Origin of the sequence: uncultured Sphingomonas sp., assembly GCF_936927845.1 — a bacterium.
Taxonomy (GTDB): domain Bacteria; phylum Pseudomonadota; class Alphaproteobacteria; order Sphingomonadales; family Sphingomonadaceae; genus Sphingomonas.
Genome location: NZ_CAKZHV010000032.1, coordinates 1 through 16,278, shown reverse-complemented (window position 1 = coordinate 16,278; position 16,278 = coordinate 1). Strand labels below are relative to the sequence as shown.

Annotated in this window: 19 protein-coding genes; 7 read left to right on the top strand and 12 right to left on the bottom strand. The window is 67.2% G+C overall.

All coding sequences use genetic code 11. The features are described 5' to 3' along the window. Positions 1-24 precede the first annotated feature (24 nt). Entirely contained in the window at positions 25-963 is a 939-nt protein-coding gene (locus Q0579_RS05435; protein WP_298810003.1) for a D-2-hydroxyacid dehydrogenase, read from the bottom strand. Beyond that, positions 960-2,390 carry a cysteine--tRNA ligase gene (gene cysS / locus Q0579_RS05430; protein ID WP_298810002.1) on the bottom strand — a complete coding sequence of 477 codons (1,431 nt, stop codon included), beginning with the start codon at positions 2,388-2,390 and terminating at the stop codon, positions 960-962. Before cysS ends, Q0579_RS05435 begins: the two co-directional genes overlap by 4 nt. Positions 2,391-2,495: 105 nt before the next feature. Between cysS and Q0579_RS05425 the strand changes: the two genes are divergently transcribed. The 3 genes from Q0579_RS05425 to Q0579_RS05415 all read left to right on the top strand — a co-directional run bounded on the left by Q0579_RS05425 (position 2,496) and on the right by Q0579_RS05415 (position 4,294). Beyond that, a complete protein-coding gene (locus Q0579_RS05425) occupies positions 2,496-3,320 on the top strand; it encodes a carbon-nitrogen hydrolase family protein (RefSeq protein WP_298810000.1) in 825 nt (274 codons plus the stop codon). A 111-nt stretch (positions 3,321-3,431) separates the two neighbouring features. Then, on the top strand, positions 3,432-3,638 hold the full coding sequence (rpsU, locus tag Q0579_RS05420) for a 30S ribosomal protein S21 (RefSeq protein ID WP_007404630.1): 207 nt from the start codon (positions 3,432-3,434) through the stop codon (positions 3,636-3,638). A 113-nt stretch (positions 3,639-3,751) separates the two neighbouring features. Further along, a complete protein-coding gene (locus tag Q0579_RS05415; RefSeq protein WP_298809997.1) occupies positions 3,752-4,294 on the top strand; it encodes an FKBP-type peptidyl-prolyl cis-trans isomerase in 543 nt (180 codons plus the stop codon). A 225-nt stretch (positions 4,295-4,519) separates the two neighbouring features. On the opposite strand, the gene Q0579_RS05410 is transcribed toward Q0579_RS05415, so the two are convergent. Further along, a complete protein-coding gene (locus tag Q0579_RS05410; protein ID WP_298809994.1) occupies positions 4,520-4,756 on the bottom strand; it encodes a hypothetical protein in 237 nt (78 codons plus the stop codon). A gap of 106 nt (positions 4,757-4,862) precedes the next feature. Then, positions 4,863-5,630: a metallophosphoesterase family protein gene (locus tag Q0579_RS05405; RefSeq protein ID WP_298809991.1), complete on the bottom strand. Its 768-nt coding sequence runs from the start codon at positions 5,628-5,630 to the stop codon at positions 4,863-4,865. Between the two features lie 144 nt (positions 5,631-5,774). On the opposite strand from Q0579_RS05405, the gene galU reads away from it, so the two are divergent. Beyond that, complete coding sequence (gene galU / locus Q0579_RS05400) at positions 5,775-6,644, top strand: UTP--glucose-1-phosphate uridylyltransferase GalU (protein ID WP_298809988.1); 870 nt, start codon at positions 5,775-5,777, stop codon at positions 6,642-6,644. A 4-nt stretch (positions 6,645-6,648) separates the two neighbouring features. Here galU and Q0579_RS05395 read toward each other — a convergent pair whose 3' ends face one another. Genes Q0579_RS05395 through Q0579_RS05365 form a run of 7 tightly spaced genes read right to left on the bottom strand, consistent with a single transcriptional unit; the run spans position 6,649 to position 12,736 of the window. Further along, positions 6,649-7,419, bottom strand: coding sequence for a HesA/MoeB/ThiF family protein (locus tag Q0579_RS05395; protein WP_298810189.1), 771 nt, complete (start codon positions 7,417-7,419; stop codon positions 6,649-6,651). After that, the gene (locus Q0579_RS05390) at positions 7,416-7,775 is read right to left on the bottom strand and encodes a hypothetical protein (RefSeq protein WP_298809985.1); all 360 of its coding nucleotides are present in this window, start codon (positions 7,773-7,775) and stop codon (positions 7,416-7,418) included. Before Q0579_RS05390 ends, Q0579_RS05395 begins: the two co-directional genes overlap by 4 nt. Then, positions 7,775-8,224, bottom strand: coding sequence for a dUTP diphosphatase (gene dut / locus Q0579_RS05385; RefSeq protein WP_298809982.1), 450 nt, complete (start codon positions 8,222-8,224; stop codon positions 7,775-7,777). The genes Q0579_RS05390 and dut overlap by 1 nt, the downstream gene beginning before the upstream one ends. Further along, a complete protein-coding gene (gene coaBC / locus Q0579_RS05380) occupies positions 8,214-9,392 on the bottom strand; it encodes a bifunctional phosphopantothenoylcysteine decarboxylase/phosphopantothenate--cysteine ligase CoaBC (protein ID WP_298809980.1) in 1,179 nt (392 codons plus the stop codon). Before coaBC ends, dut begins: the two co-directional genes overlap by 11 nt. Before the next feature lie 25 nt (positions 9,393-9,417). Next, positions 9,418-10,443, bottom strand: coding sequence for a hypothetical protein (locus Q0579_RS05375; RefSeq protein WP_298809977.1), 1,026 nt, complete (start codon positions 10,441-10,443; stop codon positions 9,418-9,420). A gap of 2 nt (positions 10,444-10,445) precedes the next feature. Further along, on the bottom strand, positions 10,446-11,984 hold the full coding sequence (ubiB, locus tag Q0579_RS05370; protein WP_298809975.1) for a 2-polyprenylphenol 6-hydroxylase: 1,539 nt from the start codon (positions 11,982-11,984) through the stop codon (positions 10,446-10,448). After that, positions 11,981-12,736, bottom strand: coding sequence for a class I SAM-dependent methyltransferase (locus Q0579_RS05365; RefSeq protein ID WP_298809974.1), 756 nt, complete (start codon positions 12,734-12,736; stop codon positions 11,981-11,983). Before Q0579_RS05365 ends, ubiB begins: the two co-directional genes overlap by 4 nt. Positions 12,737-12,852: 116 nt before the next feature. Here Q0579_RS05365 and mutM point away from each other — a divergent pair, with 116 nt between their 5' ends. The 3 genes from mutM to dnaA all read left to right on the top strand — a co-directional run bounded on the left by mutM (position 12,853) and on the right by dnaA (position 15,971). Next, positions 12,853-13,695 carry a bifunctional DNA-formamidopyrimidine glycosylase/DNA-(apurinic or apyrimidinic site) lyase gene (gene mutM, locus Q0579_RS05360; protein WP_298809971.1) on the top strand — a complete coding sequence of 281 codons (843 nt, stop codon included), beginning with the start codon at positions 12,853-12,855 and terminating at the stop codon, positions 13,693-13,695. A 97-nt stretch (positions 13,696-13,792) separates the two neighbouring features. Then, a complete protein-coding gene (rpsT, locus tag Q0579_RS05355; RefSeq protein ID WP_019514925.1) occupies positions 13,793-14,056 on the top strand; it encodes a 30S ribosomal protein S20 in 264 nt (87 codons plus the stop codon). A gap of 442 nt (positions 14,057-14,498) precedes the next feature. Further along, complete coding sequence (gene dnaA / locus Q0579_RS05350) at positions 14,499-15,971, top strand: chromosomal replication initiator protein DnaA (RefSeq protein ID WP_298810187.1); 1,473 nt, start codon at positions 14,499-14,501, stop codon at positions 15,969-15,971. 7 nt (positions 15,972-15,978) lie between these two features. Here the strand turns inward: dnaA and Q0579_RS05345 are convergent, their stop codons facing one another. Continuing rightward, complete coding sequence (locus Q0579_RS05345; protein ID WP_298809962.1) at positions 15,979-16,212, bottom strand: hypothetical protein; 234 nt, start codon at positions 16,210-16,212, stop codon at positions 15,979-15,981. Positions 16,213-16,278: the final 66 nt, after the last annotated feature.

Genomic DNA, 16,278 nt, shown 5'->3' with positions numbered 1-16,278 from the left:
AATCGGTTTGCCGCCCGCGGGAAATCAATAGCCCGCATCGAGATCGGCGACATTCTTCAGCGCGCGACCAGCGCGATACGCCGCCAGATTGTCGAGGAACAACGCCGCGGCGCGCTGAAACATCTTGGTCTGGCTGCGGCCCGACAGGTGCATGGTGATCATGCAATTGGGCGCGCTCCACAACGGGTGATCCGATGGCAGCGGCTCGGGATTGGTCGGATCGAGGAACGCGCCCGCGATCCGCCGGTCGTTTAGCGCGGCGAGCAGCGCGTCGTCGTCGACCATGTCACCGCGCGCGATGTTGATCAGCCACGCGGCCCGCTTCATCGCCGCCAGCTCGTCCGCGCCGATCATCGCCTTGGTGTCGTCGGTTGAGGGCGCGGCGAGAATCACCCAATCGAACTCGCCCAGCCGCGCGCGCCACGCATCCGGCGTTAGCGTGCGGTCGCGACCCGAGCGTGTCACGCCGGTCACCGCGACCCCGAACGCGCCGAGCCGATCCGCGATCAGTCGACCGATCGCGCCCAGCCCGACGATCAAAGCGCGCGTGTCGGCGAGCTCGATCTTGCCGGGCGCATCCTTCGGCCATTCGCGCCGATCCTGTGCCCGCAGGACCTCGTCGTAGCGTTTTGCCGCAACCAGCACGCCCATCACGGCATATTCCGCCACCGCGATCGCGTTGATGCCGACACCGTTGGTCAGCGTAACGCCGCGCGCACGCAGCAGGTCGAGCGGGAAGGCATCAAGCCCGGCGTAGATCGTCGACACCCATTTGAGCTCGGGCCCGGCGGCGCGGATCGCATCCGCGACATGCTCGGTCGGCTGCATGTCGACCCAGGCGATCTCCGCATCGGCGATCATCGCCTTGGCCTCTTGGGGCGAGGTGAACCAGCTTACCTCGAGGTCGCTCGGCAACCGGGCCTCGAGCAGCGGTCGCGCGATCGCGGGCAGAACGGCTTTCATAGCGTCACCTTCCAATCCCAACCCAGTGGATCGCCGTCCATCACCTCGACCCCAGCCGCCGCCAACTCGTCGCGGATTGCGTCCGATCGCGGAAAGTCCTTCGCTGCGCGCGCCTCGTGTCGATCGGCCAAGCGCGCCTCGATCTCGTCCGGCCCGATCGTGGCAGCGGCAGGACGCACGCGCAACGCCTCGCGTGTCAGGTCGGTCAAACCGAGCCCCAGCACCGCGTCGAAGTCGGCGAGCGCCGCCAGACGATTGGCAGGCGACACCTTTTTGTCAGCCAGAAGCGCGTCGAGCACCGGCAGCGCGCGCGCGGTGTTCAGATCGTCCGACACCGCGGCGTCGAGCTGCTCGCGGTACGTGTCGGTCGACGCGCCGCCCGCCTGCGCAGGTCGGCCCCGCAGGGCACCGACCGCGTGAACCAGCCGTTTCAACCGCACCTGCGCGGCCGCCAGATTGTCCCAGGAGAATTCCAGCTCCGAGCGATAATGTGCCTGCAAACACATCATCCGGTACGCCAACGGATGAAACCCCCGCGCGACCAGCACGTCGAGCGTCAGCGTCTCGCCGGACGATTTGCTCATCTTCCCCGTGCGATCGACGAGGAAGTTGTTGTGCATCCAGAAGGTCGCACCAGTGTCGGCGCAGCCGCAGTAAGCCTGGTTCTGCGCGATCTCGTTGGGATGGTGGATCTCGCGATGGTCGATCCCGCCGGTGTGGATGTCGAACGACGCGCCGAGATACTTTTGGCTCATCACCGAACATTCGAGGTGCCAGCCCGGCGCACCGCGTCCCCAAGGCGAGTCCCACTCCATCTGCCGCGTCTCGCCGGCAGGCGTCGTACGCCAGATCGCGAAATCCTGTGGGTGCCGCTTGCCCGCGACCGCGTCGATTCGGCCGGCGGCCGCGTCGTCGGCCGCGCCTGCCAGTGCGCCGTAATCGGGTACCGTCGTCACGTCGAAGTAGAGCCCGTCGGCGAGGCGGTAGCAATGCTTTGCCTCGATCGCTTCGCCCCATTCGATCATCTCGGCGACGTGATCGGTCGCGAGCGGGAAGCGGCTCGGCTCGCGGATGTTGAGGTCGGTCAGGTTGCGCTTGAACGCTTGCGTGTAGTGCCGCGAGATCTCCCAGATGTCGCGTCCGCTCGCGCGCGCCGCTGCCTCCATCTTGTCGTCACCGGCGTCCGCGTCCGAGGTGAGATGGCCGACGTTGGTGATGTTGATGACGTGCGTCAGCGACCAGCCCTTCCACGTCAGCGCGCGCGATAGCGTGTCGGTGAACACATAAGCGCGCAAATTACCGATATGGGCATAATGGTAGACGGTCGGCCCGCACGAATAGACGCGCACGTTGTCGGGATCGATCGGCACGAACCGCTCGGTCGTACGCGTCAGGCTGTTGTAGAGGGTGAGGGGAGCGCCGGTCATGCGGCCTCTTAACCGCAGCCGCGCGCGCGCGCCAAGCCACTCGCCTGGGAACGCTCAAGCACGAAAGCGCGCGCGTTCGCCCGCGCGGCGTGGCACAAGCACGCCATGAAGATCGCCATCGCTCAGACCACCACCGGGATCGACCCCACGGCCAACGCCAACGGGCTCGTCACAGCGATCACGGAAGCGGGACGGGCGGGGGCGGCGATGCTGTTCACGCCCGAAATGTCGGGGCTGCTCGACCGCGACCGCGCACGTGCCGCATCGAACATCCATGCCGAGCAGGATGATCCGGTGCTCGCCGCGGTTGCCGATGCGGCGCGCGCGGCCGGGATCTGGGTTCATCTCGGCTCGCTCGCGCTTCGCCGCGCCGATGGCATGCTCGCCAATCGCGGTTTAATGATCGACGCGAACGGCGACGTCCGCGCGCGCTATGACAAGATGCACCTGTTCGACGTCGATCTGCCCACCGGCGAACGCTGGCGCGAGTCGGCTAGTTATGCCGCGGGTGAGCGGGCGGTGGCGATCGACACGCCGCTCGGCCGGCTGGGCATGACGATCTGCTACGATCTGCGCTTTCCCGACCTGTTCCGCGCACTCAGCGATGCCGGGGCGCGCATCCTGTCGGTGCCTGCAGCCTTCACCCGCCCGACGGGCGCCGCGCACTGGCACGTGCTGTTGCGGGCCCGCGCGATCGAGGCCGGTGCCTTCGTGATCGCAGCGGCGCAAACCGGGAGTCACGCCGACGGACGTAAGACCTACGGCCATTCGCTCGTCATCGATCCTTGGGGTGAGGTGCTGCTCGACATGGGGGAGAGTGCCGGGCTCGGCTACGTCGATCTCGACCTCAGGCTGATCGCGCGCGTGCAGGCGCGGGTGCCGGCGCTCAGCCACCGTCGCGCGATCGGTGCGGTGCACGTAACATCCTGATTGGCGCGCCTTCGCGGCTTGCGGAGTAGCAACCTAGCTGATAGACGCGTCGCGTTCGGCGCAGGCCTGCCTGCCGCCGCTGTAGCTGTTTTCCCGGAGTTCATTGGTTTTATGCAGATCATCGTTCGCGACAACAACGTCGACCAGGCCCTTCGCGCGCTCAAGAAGAAGCTGCAGCGCGAGGGCGTGTACCGCGAGATGAAGCTGCGTCGTCATTACGAGAAGCCGTCGGAGAAGCGTGCACGCGAGCGTGCAGCCGCTGTCCGCCGCGCGCGCAAGCTGGAGCGCAAGCGTGCCGAGCGCGACGGCGCACGGTAAGCGTACCGGTCACACCCCCTCGTGCGCGTACGCGTTGGGGATGTGACTTTAGTGATTTTCCACGGGTGATGGCGGTCGCTGTGTGGCCGCGCCAAATGCAGGTGTGCTGATCCATGTCGACCGTCACCGCCGTTCCGATCGCACCGATCAAGCGTGCCTATGTTCTGTGGCTGTGGCTCGGTCTGGCGTTCGCGCTCGTCGCGGGTGTCGCGCTTGCAAAGGTTGGCTCAACCGGCATTCAGACGACACCCAGCGGCTTGCGCTACAAGGTCATGAAACAGGGCACCGGCCCGCACCCGACCGACAGCGACGTGGCGTTGGTGCGGTACGAGGGCCGGCTGATGAACGGCACCGTCTTCGACAAATCGGAACAGCCCACCCCGCTTCCCGTCGCGCGCATGATCCCCGGTTTCACCGAGGGGCTTAAGCTGATGAGCAAGGGCGCGAAATACCGCTTCTGGATCAAGCCCGAGCTCGCTTACGGCGCCGAGGACAAGGGACCGATCCCCGCCAATTCGACGCTGCAGTTCGATGTCGAGCTGATCGAGTTCATGTCCGAGGCGCAGATCCGCGCCATGCAGCAGATGATGATGCAGCAGCAAGGCGGCATGCCCGGCGGCACTGCCGTCCCCGGAGGCGAACCGCAGGGGCGCTGATCTCCGCCACAGCAACGACTGGTACAGAAAAGGGCAGGGTCGACGATGTCGACTCTGCCCTTTTTCTTTGTTCACCAGGCGCAACAAACATTTGGCCTAGCGACACACCGCCCCTTGCTGGCGGTGTTGATGGCGTTTGCAGAGCTGGGAGGACACCGGACAGCGTAGCCCGGACAAAAAAATAGCGGCCCGAAGGCCGCTATCTCTTTTCAGCGTTCGCCGAACTTAGTTGCTGTCGGGCGAGTCGTCGTTGTCGGCGACAACGATGATGCCCGCGATCACGGCAGCCGCCGCGATGATCGCGACGATGAAGCCGCCACCGGCCAGCTCGTTCTTCTTCGCCGACGGCGCAGTAGCGCGCGCGACCGACAGGCTGCTGGCGGCGTTCACCGGAGCGGCGATGGCCGGAGCAACCGAAACCGACGCCGCAGCGGCGGCGAGCATGTACTTGGCAATACGCATGTGAAACTCCCTTTGCTTCCCGCCCGCCGATATAGCGCCAATCCGCGGAAATCAAGCGCAACGACAGTGGGTGTGACATTTCGCACATAGGCGTGGCTAAAAAGGATCAGGCGCTCGCCTGCAACACCCAGCTCTCGTCGCCTTCCAGACCAAGTGCGGTCAACGGGCCGCCGGCATAGGCACCGGTATCGATACCGATGCGTCCCGCCTTGCGCTCGACCTCGGGCGTGATCGTGTGACCGTGCACGATCATCTTCTCGTGCCGGCCAGCGAAATCGAGGAACGTGCCGCGAATCCAACGCAGATCGGAGGTCTTCTGCAAGGCAAGCGCAATATTGGGCCGGATGCCCGCGTGGACGAAGGCATAGTCGCCTACCGTTACCACGTCCTCGAACGACCTCAGGAAATCGACGTGGGTTGCCGGGACGATCCGCTCCAGTTCCGCGGCGAGTTCGGCGTAATCCAGCCGCTCATACTCGGGCCCGGTCACGCCGTAGCTCATGATCGTCTCGCGTCCGCCGATACGGCAGAACATGCGCAATGCCTGCTCGTCACCGTCGATCGCGTGCAGGAATACCTCTTCGTGATTGCCGGCGATGAAGCGGGTGTTCGGCGCGCGATGACGAAGCGCGATCAATTGCTCGATCGCCTGAGCCGAGGCCGGACCGCGGTCGACGAGATCGCCCAGCAGGATGATGGTCGTCTCGGCGGGGCCGCGCCCAGCCTCGTCGTCGGCGATCATCGCCAGCAGGCGTTCCAGCTGCGCCGCGCATCCGTGCACGTCACCGATCGCGTACACGCGCTCGCCCGGCGGGATCATCGGTGGCGGAGTGGCAGCCGTCGAGCGGGCGCCGCGGAAGAGTTTACGAAGCATGATGGCGAAGCGGAGGCGATTAGTCGCTGCCGCACCGATCAGCAAGCCCGAGCGTCAGCGCGCATCACTTTGTATGATATCGCGTTTGCCCGGTGCGAGCCGTGTCGGTAGAGCGCCCCGATCAGATTTCCGAGAGGGGCACGGATGACGATCAAGAAGGTGCGCAAGGCGGTGTTCCCGGTGGCGGGGCTGGGGACGCGCTTCCTGCCGGCGACCAAGGCGATGCCGAAGGAGATGCTGACGGTCGTCGACAAGCCGCTGATCCAGTATGCGGTCGAGGAAGCGCTGGAGGCGGGGATCGAGCAGATCATCTTCGTCACCGGGCGCGGCAAGGGTGCGCTCGAGGATCATTTCGACATCTCCTACGAGCTCGAGGCGACGATGCGCGAGCGCGGCAAGAGCCTGTCGCTGATCGACGGCATCCGCCAGCAGCCGGGCTCGCCCGTCTACGTGCGCCAGCAGGAGCCGCTGGGGTTGGGTCACGCAGTGTGGTGCGCGCGCGAGATCGTCGGTGACGAGCCGTTCGCGGTGCTCTTGCCCGACGAACTGATGGTCGGCCGCCCCAACTTCACCGCGCAGATGGTGGAAGCGTACAACCAGGTCGGCGGCAACGTCATCGGCGCGCTCGAGGTCGCCGACGAGGAAACGAGCAAATACGGCATCATCTCGCCGGGCAAGGTCGAGGGTCGCCTGACCGAGGTGACCGCGCTGGTCGAGAAGCCGGCAAAGGGCACGTCGCCCTCGAATCTGATGATCCCAGGCCGCTACATTCTCCAGCCTGAGGTCATGCGCATCCTCGATCGTAAGGAAAAGGGTGCAGGCGGCGAGATCCAGCTGACCGACGCGATGGCGCAGCTGATCGGCGAGCAGCCGTTCCACGGCTTTACCTTCGATGGCGAACGCTACGACTGCGGCGACAAGGCCGGCTTCATCCAAGCGAACCTGGCGCTCGCGCTCGCGCGTGACGACATCGGCCCGGCGGTGCGCAGCTTCGCGGAAACGCTGCTGCGCTGACGCGTCAGGCGGCGCGCCCGATCGCGCCGCCGCACGCCGGGCAACCCGGGTCCTTTGGCAGCCGTAATGTGCGGAAACGCAGTGCGAGCAGATCGATCAGGAGCAGCGTGCCCGCGCTGTCCTCACCGAACGGAGTGACTGCGCGGATCGCCTCCAACGCCGCCATGCTGCCGAGCACGCCGGTGACGGGGCCGAGCACGCCTTCCTCCGCGCACGTCAAACCCTCGCGCGCCGGATCACTCCCGACGAAGCAGCGGTAGCACGGCTTGTCGGCTTCCCAGCCGCGAAACACGGCGACCTGTCCCTCGAATCGGCTTACGGCCGAGGACACGAGCGGTATGCGTCTGGCGAGCGTCGCATCGGCGACCGCAAAGCGGGTCGCGAAATTGTCGCTGCCGTCGATCACCACGTTGGCGTCGGCGAGCAGCTGGGCGGCATTATCGGCATCGATACGTGCCACACTTGCCCGTGCGTCGACGTGGGGGTTGATCCGCCTGATCGCCGCGACCGCGCGTTCCGCCTTCGGCGCGCCGCGCTCGTCGCCGGAGAACAGGGTTTGCCGGTGCAGGTTGGAGGTGTCAATGCGGTCGTCGTCGATGACGATGACGCGCCCGAAGCCCGCGCCTGCGAGATATTGCAATGCGGGCGATCCGATACCGCCGGCGCCGATCACCGTTACCTGCGCGCGTTTGAGCCGCATCTGCCCCCCGCCGCCAACCTCGGGCAGGATGACGTGGCGCGCGTAGCGCGCGAGCTCGTCCGTCGACAGCGTCACTGCCACGCGAATGAGATCGTCATGCGGTGCCACCCGACCACTTCGGGCGGTTCCACCTGGCCGCGCAGGCTGCGAAGCGCCACGCCCGAGGCATATTGCTCGACAGTCGGACAATTGATCGCGCGCGGCACGATCCGGCGCACGCGTCCGTTCTCGGCGACATAGACCGCGAGCTCGACCGACAGCGCACCGGGACGCGGCGCCGCGCAGCGACCGGCCTCCACTTCGTCGCGCACATAGTTCGAGACGAGTTCGCTCGCCGGCGTCGTCGGCGCACGCAGCGGCGGTAGCGCGCGCCAGTCGGCGGGTGGGCTGGCGATCGTCGCCGCGACCTGCAAGGCGAACGCGAACAGCATCAGCGCCCGGTCGAGCCGAACCCGCCGGTGCCGCGTGCGGTTTCGTCCAGATGCTCGACCTCGTTCAGTTCGGCGCGGAGCACCGGCGCGGGTACCAACTGCGCGATCCGTTCACCCCGGCGTACCGCGAACGGTTCGGCACCCAGATTGGCGAGGATAACCTTCACCTCGCCGCGATAGTCGCTGTCGATCGTGCCCGGCGTGTTCAGGCACGTGATGCCGTGTTTCAGCGCGAGGCCGGATCGTGGGCGCACCTGCACTTCATAGCCGTCCGGGATCGCCAGCGCAAAACCGGTGGCGATCGCCGCACGCGCGCCGGGCGCGAGCACCGCATCCTCGGCCGCCACGACGTCCATTCCGGCTGCGCCGGTGGTCGCGTAGGCGGGAAGGGGGAGACCGGCACCATGCGCGAGGCGCTGCACGGCAATGCGAACAGGATCAAAGCGCATTGGCGATCTTTCGTGCGAGCCGCAGCGCGACATCATGCTTGGGCAATCTGGTCCAGCTCTCCACGCCCGCGCGGGTCACGAGATGGACCGTGTTCGCGTCGCCGCCCATCACGTCGCCCGAAACATCGTTGGCGACGATCCAGTCTGCCCCCTTGCGCGTGAGCTTGGCCGATGCGTGCTCGACCACGCGCTCGGTTTCGGCAGCGAAGCCGACCAGCAGCGTCGGGCGATGCTCGCTGCGCGCGAGGTCGGCGAGGAGGTCAGGGTTCTCGACCAGTGTCAGTGCGGGTTGCCGGTCGCCTTTCTTGATCTTCTGTTCCGCGCTGGCGTCGACGCGCCAATCGGCGACTGCCGCAACCATCACCGCCGCATCGGCGGGCAGGGCGGAGGCAACGGCCTGTGCCATCTCGCGCGCGGTCTCCACGTCGACGCGGGTGACGCCCGGCGGTGTCGGCAGCGTGACCGGACCCGCAATCAGCCGCACCTCGGCACCCAGCGTCGCGAGTGCCGCCGCAATGGCGAAGCCCTGCTTGCCCGAGGATCGGTTGGCGATGTAGCGCACCGGATCGATCGGCTCGTGCGTCGGCCCCGCGGTGACGATCACGCGCTTGCCCGCGAGCGGCCGGTCACCGGAGGGTGCCAACGCCGCTTCGATCGCCGCGACGATGGCGTCGGGCTCCGGCAGGCGACCTGCTCCCCATTCGCCGCACGCCATTGCGCCTTCATCGGGCGCCATGACGGTGACCCCGTCGGCGCGCAGTTGCGCGACGTTGCGCTGCGTCGCGGCGTGATGCCACATCCGCACGTTCATCGCAGGGGCGGCGAGCACGGGCTTGTCGGTCGCGAGCAGCAGGGTCGTTGCGAGATCGTTGGCGATCCCGCTCGCCATGCGCGCCAGCAGATCGGCCGAGGCCGGCGCGACGACGACCAGGTCCGCCTCCCGGCTGAGCTGGATGTGGCCCATCTCCGCCTCGTCCTTCAAATCCCACAAGGTCGTGTAGACCTTGTCCTCGGACAGCGCCGCGAGCGTCATCGGGGTGACGAAATGCGACGCCGCCTCGGTCATCACGCAGCGCACCGAATGACCGCGCTTGCGCAAGGTGCGCACGATCTCGCAGGCCTTGTAGGCAGCGATCCCGCCGCCGACGATCAGCAATATACGGCTCACGTCGTTGTTCTACCCGTCATCGCCCTCACCGCGCCACCCGCGTCACCGTGATCCGCCGTCGACTCGTCGCGTGGCGGGTCAGCGATGCGACTGCATCCACCGCGAACATCAGCCCCAGCGGGAGCAGCACGATGGCGAGCGTCGCGGCGGACTGCATGCCCGGCACGAATGCGGTCGCTGTGCCTGCGATCGAAGCGATGGCGATGCGCGCGGCCCGGTCGCCACGCCCGAAGGCCCACCCTGCTATGGCGAGCAGCCAGACGGCGGCGGCGAGCGGCGCGGAAACGCCGGGCAGCAGCGCCGCCACCGCCGCGTCGATCGGCGAAGCCGCAGGTCCGATCCCGATTGCAGCCACGCCCATGCTCGACAGCGCGATGCGGTGTGCGAGCCACGTCACCAGACCGAGCGCCGCTGCCGCAATCCAGCCCACGGCCTCCGGCGTGTCGCCGTCGCGCAGCGCTGCCGCGGCCATGACGATGGTGAGAACCAGCGCCGCAGGATCGATCGTCGCCGCCACCGCGGCGATCGCCGCTGCCTCGATCCAGCGCCCGCGCTGCCGCAGCAGCAGCGACCAGCCGGCGAGCAGCGCTATCCAGCCGGCATGAGGTTCGACGATCGTCAGCAGGGCGCCCGCCGCCGCGCCGCCGAGCAGCAGCAGCGCACCGCCGATCCGCGCCGGAACTTCGGTCAGTGTTTCACCGATCCGGTTCCAGCCGCTCAGCAGGATCGACGCGAGCACCCCGCACAACAGGATCATCATCCCGAGCACGCCTATCCGGGTCTCGATCAACGCCAGGGTCGGCAGCGGGATCAATCGCCCGGCAAAAGCACCCGCGGGTACGATGCCGCCGACCAGGCCGTAATAATCGCTGCCGTTGCGCATGGCTGCCACCAACGCGACGTGATCCTGATCGCCGAGCGCCACGGGCGGACCGGCGATCAGCGCAGCGGCGATCATCAGCACCACCAGGGCGAGCAGCAGCGCTCGCGCGGTCGTGCGCCGCACCGAGGCGACCCGCGTGGCCACGCGCAGCCAGCGGCGCTCGCCCACTGCTACCACGCCGTTCCGATCAACGTGGCGCCGACCGCCAGCGCCGCACTGACCACCGCGACCGCGACGTAACGCCAGCTCGACCCGATCCGCACCACCTCGATCTGCGGCAGCGGCGGAGCAGGTGGCGCGCCGCCGGGTGCCGGGTAACGCGCCTCGATCCGTCGAACGAGGTCGGGCAGGCGCGCGAGCGTGCGCACATCGGCGACGATCCGGTCCGCCACCGCGGCCTCGGGCCCGAGTTCGGTGCGGATCCATTCCTCGACGAACGGCCCCGCCGTTTCCCACAGGTTGATGTCGGGATCGAGGCTGGTGGCGACGCCCTCCACCATCACCATCGTCTTTTGCAGCAGCAGCAGGTGCGGCTGCGTGATCATGTCGAAGTCGCGCGTGATCGAGAAGAGCGAATCGAGCATCATCCCGATCGACATCTCCTTGACCGGCAATCCGCGCATCGGCTCGCCTACCGCGCGCAGCGCCGTCGCGAATTCGCCCACGTCGTGGTGCGACGGCACGTAGCCCGCCTCGAAATGGATCTCCGCCACGCGGCGGTAATTGCCCGTAATCAGACCGTAGAGGATCTCCGCCAGCCACACCCGCGCGCGCCGGTCGATCCGTCCCATGATGCCAAAATCGATCGCAACGACGCGGTTGCCCGGCACCGCGAACAGGTTTCCCTGGTGCATGTCGGCGTGGAAGAAGCCATCGGCGATCGCCTGACGCAGAAAGGCGTGGATCAGCACGCGCGCCAGCCCGGGTAGGTCGTAGCCCGCCGAGATCAGCGCCGCACGGTTCGACAGCTTGATCCCGTCGATCCACTCGCTGGTCAGCACCTTGCCGGTGGTGCGCTGCCAGTCGATCGCAGGCACCAGGAAGCCGGGTTCGGCCGACATGTTCTCCGCGAGTTCGGACGACGATGCCGCCTCGCGCCTGAGATCGAGTTCGCGCGCGGTCCAGCGCTTGAACGTCTCGATCACCAGCCGCGGCTGCAGTCGCGCGAGTTCGCCGCCCATCGGCTCGATCTGCGCCGCCGCCCATTCATAGGTATCGATCGCGCGCGCGAAGTCTTCCTCGACGTTCGGTCGAAGCACCTTGACCGCGACGCGGCGCCCGTCGGTGGTCAGCGCGCGGTGCACCTGCGCGATCGACGCGGCGCCGACGGGCACTTCCTCGATCTCGCTGAACAATTGGTCGAGCGGGCGGCCAAAACTCGCCTTCATCTGCGCGCACACGACCGAGAAGGGAATCGGCGGCACCGCGTCCTGCAAGCGCAGCAGTCCGTTTGCGGCATCCTCGCCGACGATGTCGGGCCGGGTGGCGAGCGTTTGGCCTAACTTGATCGCCGCCGGCCCGAGCGCTTCGAACGCGTCCGCGTAACGCGGCTGCTCGGGCACGCGTGCACCGAACCGCGCGAGACGGAGCAGCCGGCGTAACCGCGCGGGCGTGTTGGGATCACGCTCGATCCCGCGCAACGCGCCGTGTCGTGCCAGCGTGCGGCCCCACGTCAGCAGGCGCCAGGTGTGGACGAGTGCGGAGGTCAAATCTTCCAGCCGCTGTGGATCGCGACCAGTCCGCCCAGCATCGGCTCGACCTGTGTGCGCACGAAGCCGGCTTCACCGATCATCCGCTCGAATGCGGGCATGTCGGGGAAGCGCCGGATCGACTCGATCAGGTAGCGGTAGCTGTCGGGATCGTTTGCCAGGAGCTTGCCGAGCTGCGGCACGACCTTGTGCGAGTAGGCGTCATACACCTCGCCGAAGCCCGGCCAGGTGGTGGTGGAGAATTCGAGGCAGAAGAACCGCCCGCCGCGCCGTAGCACGCGATGTGCTTCGCGCAGCGCCTTCGGAATGTCGGTCACGTTCCTGATGCCGAATGCGATCGTGTAGGCGTCGAAGAACTTGTCCGGAAAGGTCAGCGTCTCGGCATTCGCCTCCGTCCACACCAATCCGGTCAGCCCGCGCTCCTGCGCACGCTTCATGCCGACACCCAGCATCTCGGGGTTGATGTCCGCCACCGTGATCGCCGCGCCTGATGGAGCCATGCGGAACGCGATGTCGCCGGTGCCGCCCGCCATGTCGAGGATCTGCTCGCCCGAACGCGGCTTCACGCGACGCACGAAGCGATCCTTCCATAACCGGTGCATGCCAGCCGACATCGCGTCGTTCATCAGGTCGTAGCGGCTCGCCACGTTGGAGAACACGCCGCGCACGCGCTGCGTCTTCTCGGTCGGGGATACGTCTTCGTAGCCGAAGGAGACGGTTTCTTGCTCGCTCAACGTTTCACTTCCGTTCATCACCCGCGGCGCCCGGACGGTCCGGGCAAGCGCACGGCCCCAGCGCGGGGCAGGGGAGGCGTCGCCGCTCTAGCCAAGCCTTGCCGGGCGAGCAAACCCAACCTAGCTCGCCAGACGTGCCAGAGCTTCCCGAAGTTGAGACAACCGTGCGGGGTCTGCGCCCTGTCCTCCAAGGCCTAGTGATCGCATCGATCGAGACGCGCCGCGCGAACCTGCGCCGCGCCTTTCCCGACGATCTGCGCCAGCGGCTGACCGGCGCGCGCGTGACCGATCTCGACCGTCGCGCCAAATACGGGCTGATCGGGACCGATCGCGGCGACACGATGATCTTTCATCTGGGCATGTCGGGGCGCTGGCGGGTCGATCCGGAGGAACTGCACCTCCACGACCATTTGGTGATCGAGACGGGTGAGGGAAGGCGCCTGGCGCTCAACGATGCGCGTCGGTTCGGCTCGGTCGACCTGGTCGCGACCGACACGCTGGCGTCGTTTCCCGCGTTCCAGTCGCTCGGACCCGAGCCGCTCGATTTTTCATTCGATGCCGCTTATCTGCACGCCGCGCTTGCGGGCAAACGCACGTCGATCAAACTCGCGCTTCTCGATCAGCGCGTGGTCGCGGGCCTTGGCAACATCTACGTGTGCGAAGCGCTGTACGACGCCCGTATCGACCCGCATCGCGCGGCGGGCGAGATCGGTGTCGTGCATCTGGCGCGGCTGGTCGATGCGATCCGACTCGTTCTCCATGCAGCGATCGAGGCGGGCGGATCGACGCTGCGCGATTACGCGCGGCCCGATGGCGAGCTCGGCTATTTCTCCAAGCAGTTCGCGGTTTACGGCCGCGAGGGCGAGCCGTGCGGATGCGGCGGCACTGTTGCGCGCTATGCCGAAGGGGGCCGTTCGACCTTCTGGTGCCCCGCGTGTCAGGAAGGCCGACCGCGCCCGGGTCGCCGCAAGAGTTGACGCTTCGTCTCCGCATCGCTATGCGCGTCACCTTCAAGAGGGTGGCGGGCTGTTCCCGCGCCCTTTGTCAACGTTTTCAGCAGATCAGAGGACCTACATGGCGAACACGCCGCAAGCCAAGAAGCGCATCCGCCGCAACGAGCGTCGGGCCGAAGTGAACGGTGCCCGCGTCAGCCGCATTCGCACCTTCGTGAAGAAGGTCGAGGCAGCGCTCGCGTCGGGCGACAAGGCGGCGGCGACGACGGCGCTCGCGGCGGTGCAGCCCGAGCTGGCGCGTGGCGTTGCCAAGGGCGTGCTCCACAAGAACACCGCGTCGCGCAAGTTCTCGCGCCTGACTAAGCGTTTGTCCGCGCTCGCCTGACGCATCGTTTACGCGCTGTTAAAGGCTCGCCGGAGGTAATCCGGCGGGCCTTTTTTCATGCCCGACGCCGATCAGCGGGAACCTTGAGCAACATAAATGCCGACGCTGTTGGCTCGGTTTGAAAAAGCCAGTTAAGTCCGCGATTCGTGTTCGGCCGGGCACAAAACGACAAAGTAAAAGCGTGTAGAGACAACGACTTATAAGATTTTCGACGCGTTTCAGCGCCGAAATCCGTGTCAATCCGCTTTATTTCGTTTTTGTGTCCGCGCGCGGGCTTGATCGACTCACGCCCATGTTCCTAATCCTGTCGCTCCAGGCCGACGATCGTTCGGTTGGGGCAAACGGATCAGCTTGGCGACCCGACGTGGTGGGGACCGCGTAGGGCAGTTCTGACCTTTGAAGATGGTGCGCCGTGAACGGGCTGTTTGCGGCAACGGGAGACGTGTGCGTGCTGCAAGGCGGTGATCAGACGGGGTTGAGCGACACGGGCCGGGCGTGGGCCCGCGTCCGCGCCAACCTGCGTCTGTCCGCCGGTGCGCGCTTGTTCGATCAATGGCTCGCTCCGATGTCGCTGGTCGAGCCGTGCGATGGCGAGGACGTGCGCCTGGCGCTGCCGTCCGCGTTCATGACCGACTGGGTCCGCAACCATTACGCCGAGCGGCTGGTGCACGAATTCCGTGCGTTGCTGCCCCGCGTGCGCAGCGTGACCATCGAGACCCGCCGCGCCAGTGCGGCACCGGAGGTCGTGGCGATCGCGGCAGCCCCGCTCGCTTCCACGACATCCGCTCCGCGCACCGTCGCTGCGCCTGCCGCGCCGTTGCTCGATCTCGCGGCGCGACCAGCCGCAGCGCCCCCGCGCCCCGCCGTATCTGACGCGGTGCCGCCCATCGAGCGCCCACCGCTCGATCCGCGCTACACCTTTGATCGCTTCGTGGCCGATCCGTCGAACCTCGTCGCGCTCAACGCGGCGCGCGCGCTCGCCGAACCGGGTCCGGTGCGGTTCAGCCCGTTGTTCATTCACGGCGGAACCGGACAGGGCAAGTCGCACCTGATGCACGCGATCGGCCACGCCTTCCTCGACGCACGCCCCCACGCGCGCGTGCTGTGCATGTCGGCGGAGCGGTTCATGTTCGACTTCGTCGCCGCGATGCGCGCGCGCGACACCCACGCGTTCAAGTCGCGTCTGCGCGGCTGCGACCTGCTGCTGATCGACGATCTCCAGTTCATCGCGGGCAAGGATGCGACGCAGGAGGAGTTCTTCCACACGATCAACGAGATCATGGCCGCGGGCAAGCGGCTGGTGATCTCCGCCGACCGCGCGCCGCAGGCGCTCGACGGGGTCGAAACGCGCATCCTCGGCCGCATGAGCGCAGGGCTGGTGGCCGACGTGAAGGGCTCGACGCTGGAATTGCGGCGCGCGGTGCTGGCGCAGCGACTCGCCGAACTTCCCGACGCGGTCGTTCCGGCCGAGGTGGTCGATATGATCGCGTGCCGCATCGCCTCGTCGATCCGTGAGGTCGAAGGCGCGCTCAACCGCGTCGTCGCCTATGCCTCGCTGACCGGCGAGGTCATCGACCTCGGCTTCGCACAGAGCGTGCTCGGCGATACGCTGCGCGGCGCGCAGCGGCGCGTGACGATCGATGAGATCCAGAAGCTCGTGTCCGAACATTTCGACATCAAGCAGATCGACCTGCTCTCCGCCCGCCGCGCCCGCGCGGTCGCGCGCCCGCGCCAGATCGCAATGTACCTCGCCAAGCGGATGACGACGCGCTCGCTGCCCGAGATCGGCCGCAAGTTCGGCGGGCGCGACCACAGCACGGTGATCCACGCCGTTCGCCGGATCGAGGAGCTGCGCGACACCGACCGCGATGTCGACGGTGCGGTGCGCACGCTGATCCACCAGCTCGAGGCCTAAACGCCGCTCAGGCGGCACGCTGGAGCTCGATCGTCGCATTGTCCTGCTGCGATGCGGCGGTCACCGCCGCCGGTGCTTCCACCGGCGCGTCAGCGCGCATATCCGGGGCGGCCAACCGGCTGATTAGGACGATGGCACCCAATGTCGCGTAGGCGGCGAGCGCGACTTCCAGGTTCCACATCAGCGCCGCCCCGATCGCGAGGCGCAGCCACAAGGGATCGAAGCCGAAGTCGCTCGCCACCGCGGCGCAGAGTAAGCGTCCGGTGACGGCGTCACCTCAAACGGGCCGGTAGTTCCACGGCAGCAG

Coding starts and splice junctions, on each gene's coding strand:
- Q0579_RS05365 (WP_298809974.1), bottom strand. CDS start 12,736: ATGAACGGAAGTGAAACGTTGAGCGAGCAAGAAACCGTCTCCTTCGGC.
- rpsT (WP_019514925.1), top strand. CDS start 13,793: ATGGCGAACACGCCGCAAGCCAAGAAGCGCATCCGCCGCAACGAGCGT.
- dut (WP_298809982.1), bottom strand. CDS start 8,224: ATGCGCTTTGATCCTGTTCGCATTGCCGTGCAGCGCCTCGCGCATGGT.
- Q0579_RS05390 (WP_298809985.1), bottom strand. CDS start 7,775: ATGCTGTTCGCGTTCGCCTTGCAGGTCGCGGCGACGATCGCCAGCCCA.
- cysS (WP_298810002.1), bottom strand. CDS start 2,390: ATGACCGGCGCTCCCCTCACCCTCTACAACAGCCTGACGCGTACGACC.
- rpsU (WP_007404630.1), top strand. CDS start 3,432: ATGCAGATCATCGTTCGCGACAACAACGTCGACCAGGCCCTTCGCGCG.
- galU (WP_298809988.1), top strand. CDS start 5,775: ATGACGATCAAGAAGGTGCGCAAGGCGGTGTTCCCGGTGGCGGGGCTG.
- Q0579_RS05405 (WP_298809991.1), bottom strand. CDS start 5,630: ATGCTTCGTAAACTCTTCCGCGGCGCCCGCTCGACGGCTGCCACTCCG.
- Q0579_RS05435 (WP_298810003.1), bottom strand. CDS start 963: ATGAAAGCCGTTCTGCCCGCGATCGCGCGACCGCTGCTCGAGGCCCGG.
- Q0579_RS05415 (WP_298809997.1), top strand. CDS start 3,752: ATGTCGACCGTCACCGCCGTTCCGATCGCACCGATCAAGCGTGCCTAT.
- Q0579_RS05410 (WP_298809994.1), bottom strand. CDS start 4,756: ATGCGTATTGCCAAGTACATGCTCGCCGCCGCTGCGGCGTCGGTTTCG.
- Q0579_RS05425 (WP_298810000.1), top strand. CDS start 2,496: ATGAAGATCGCCATCGCTCAGACCACCACCGGGATCGACCCCACGGCC.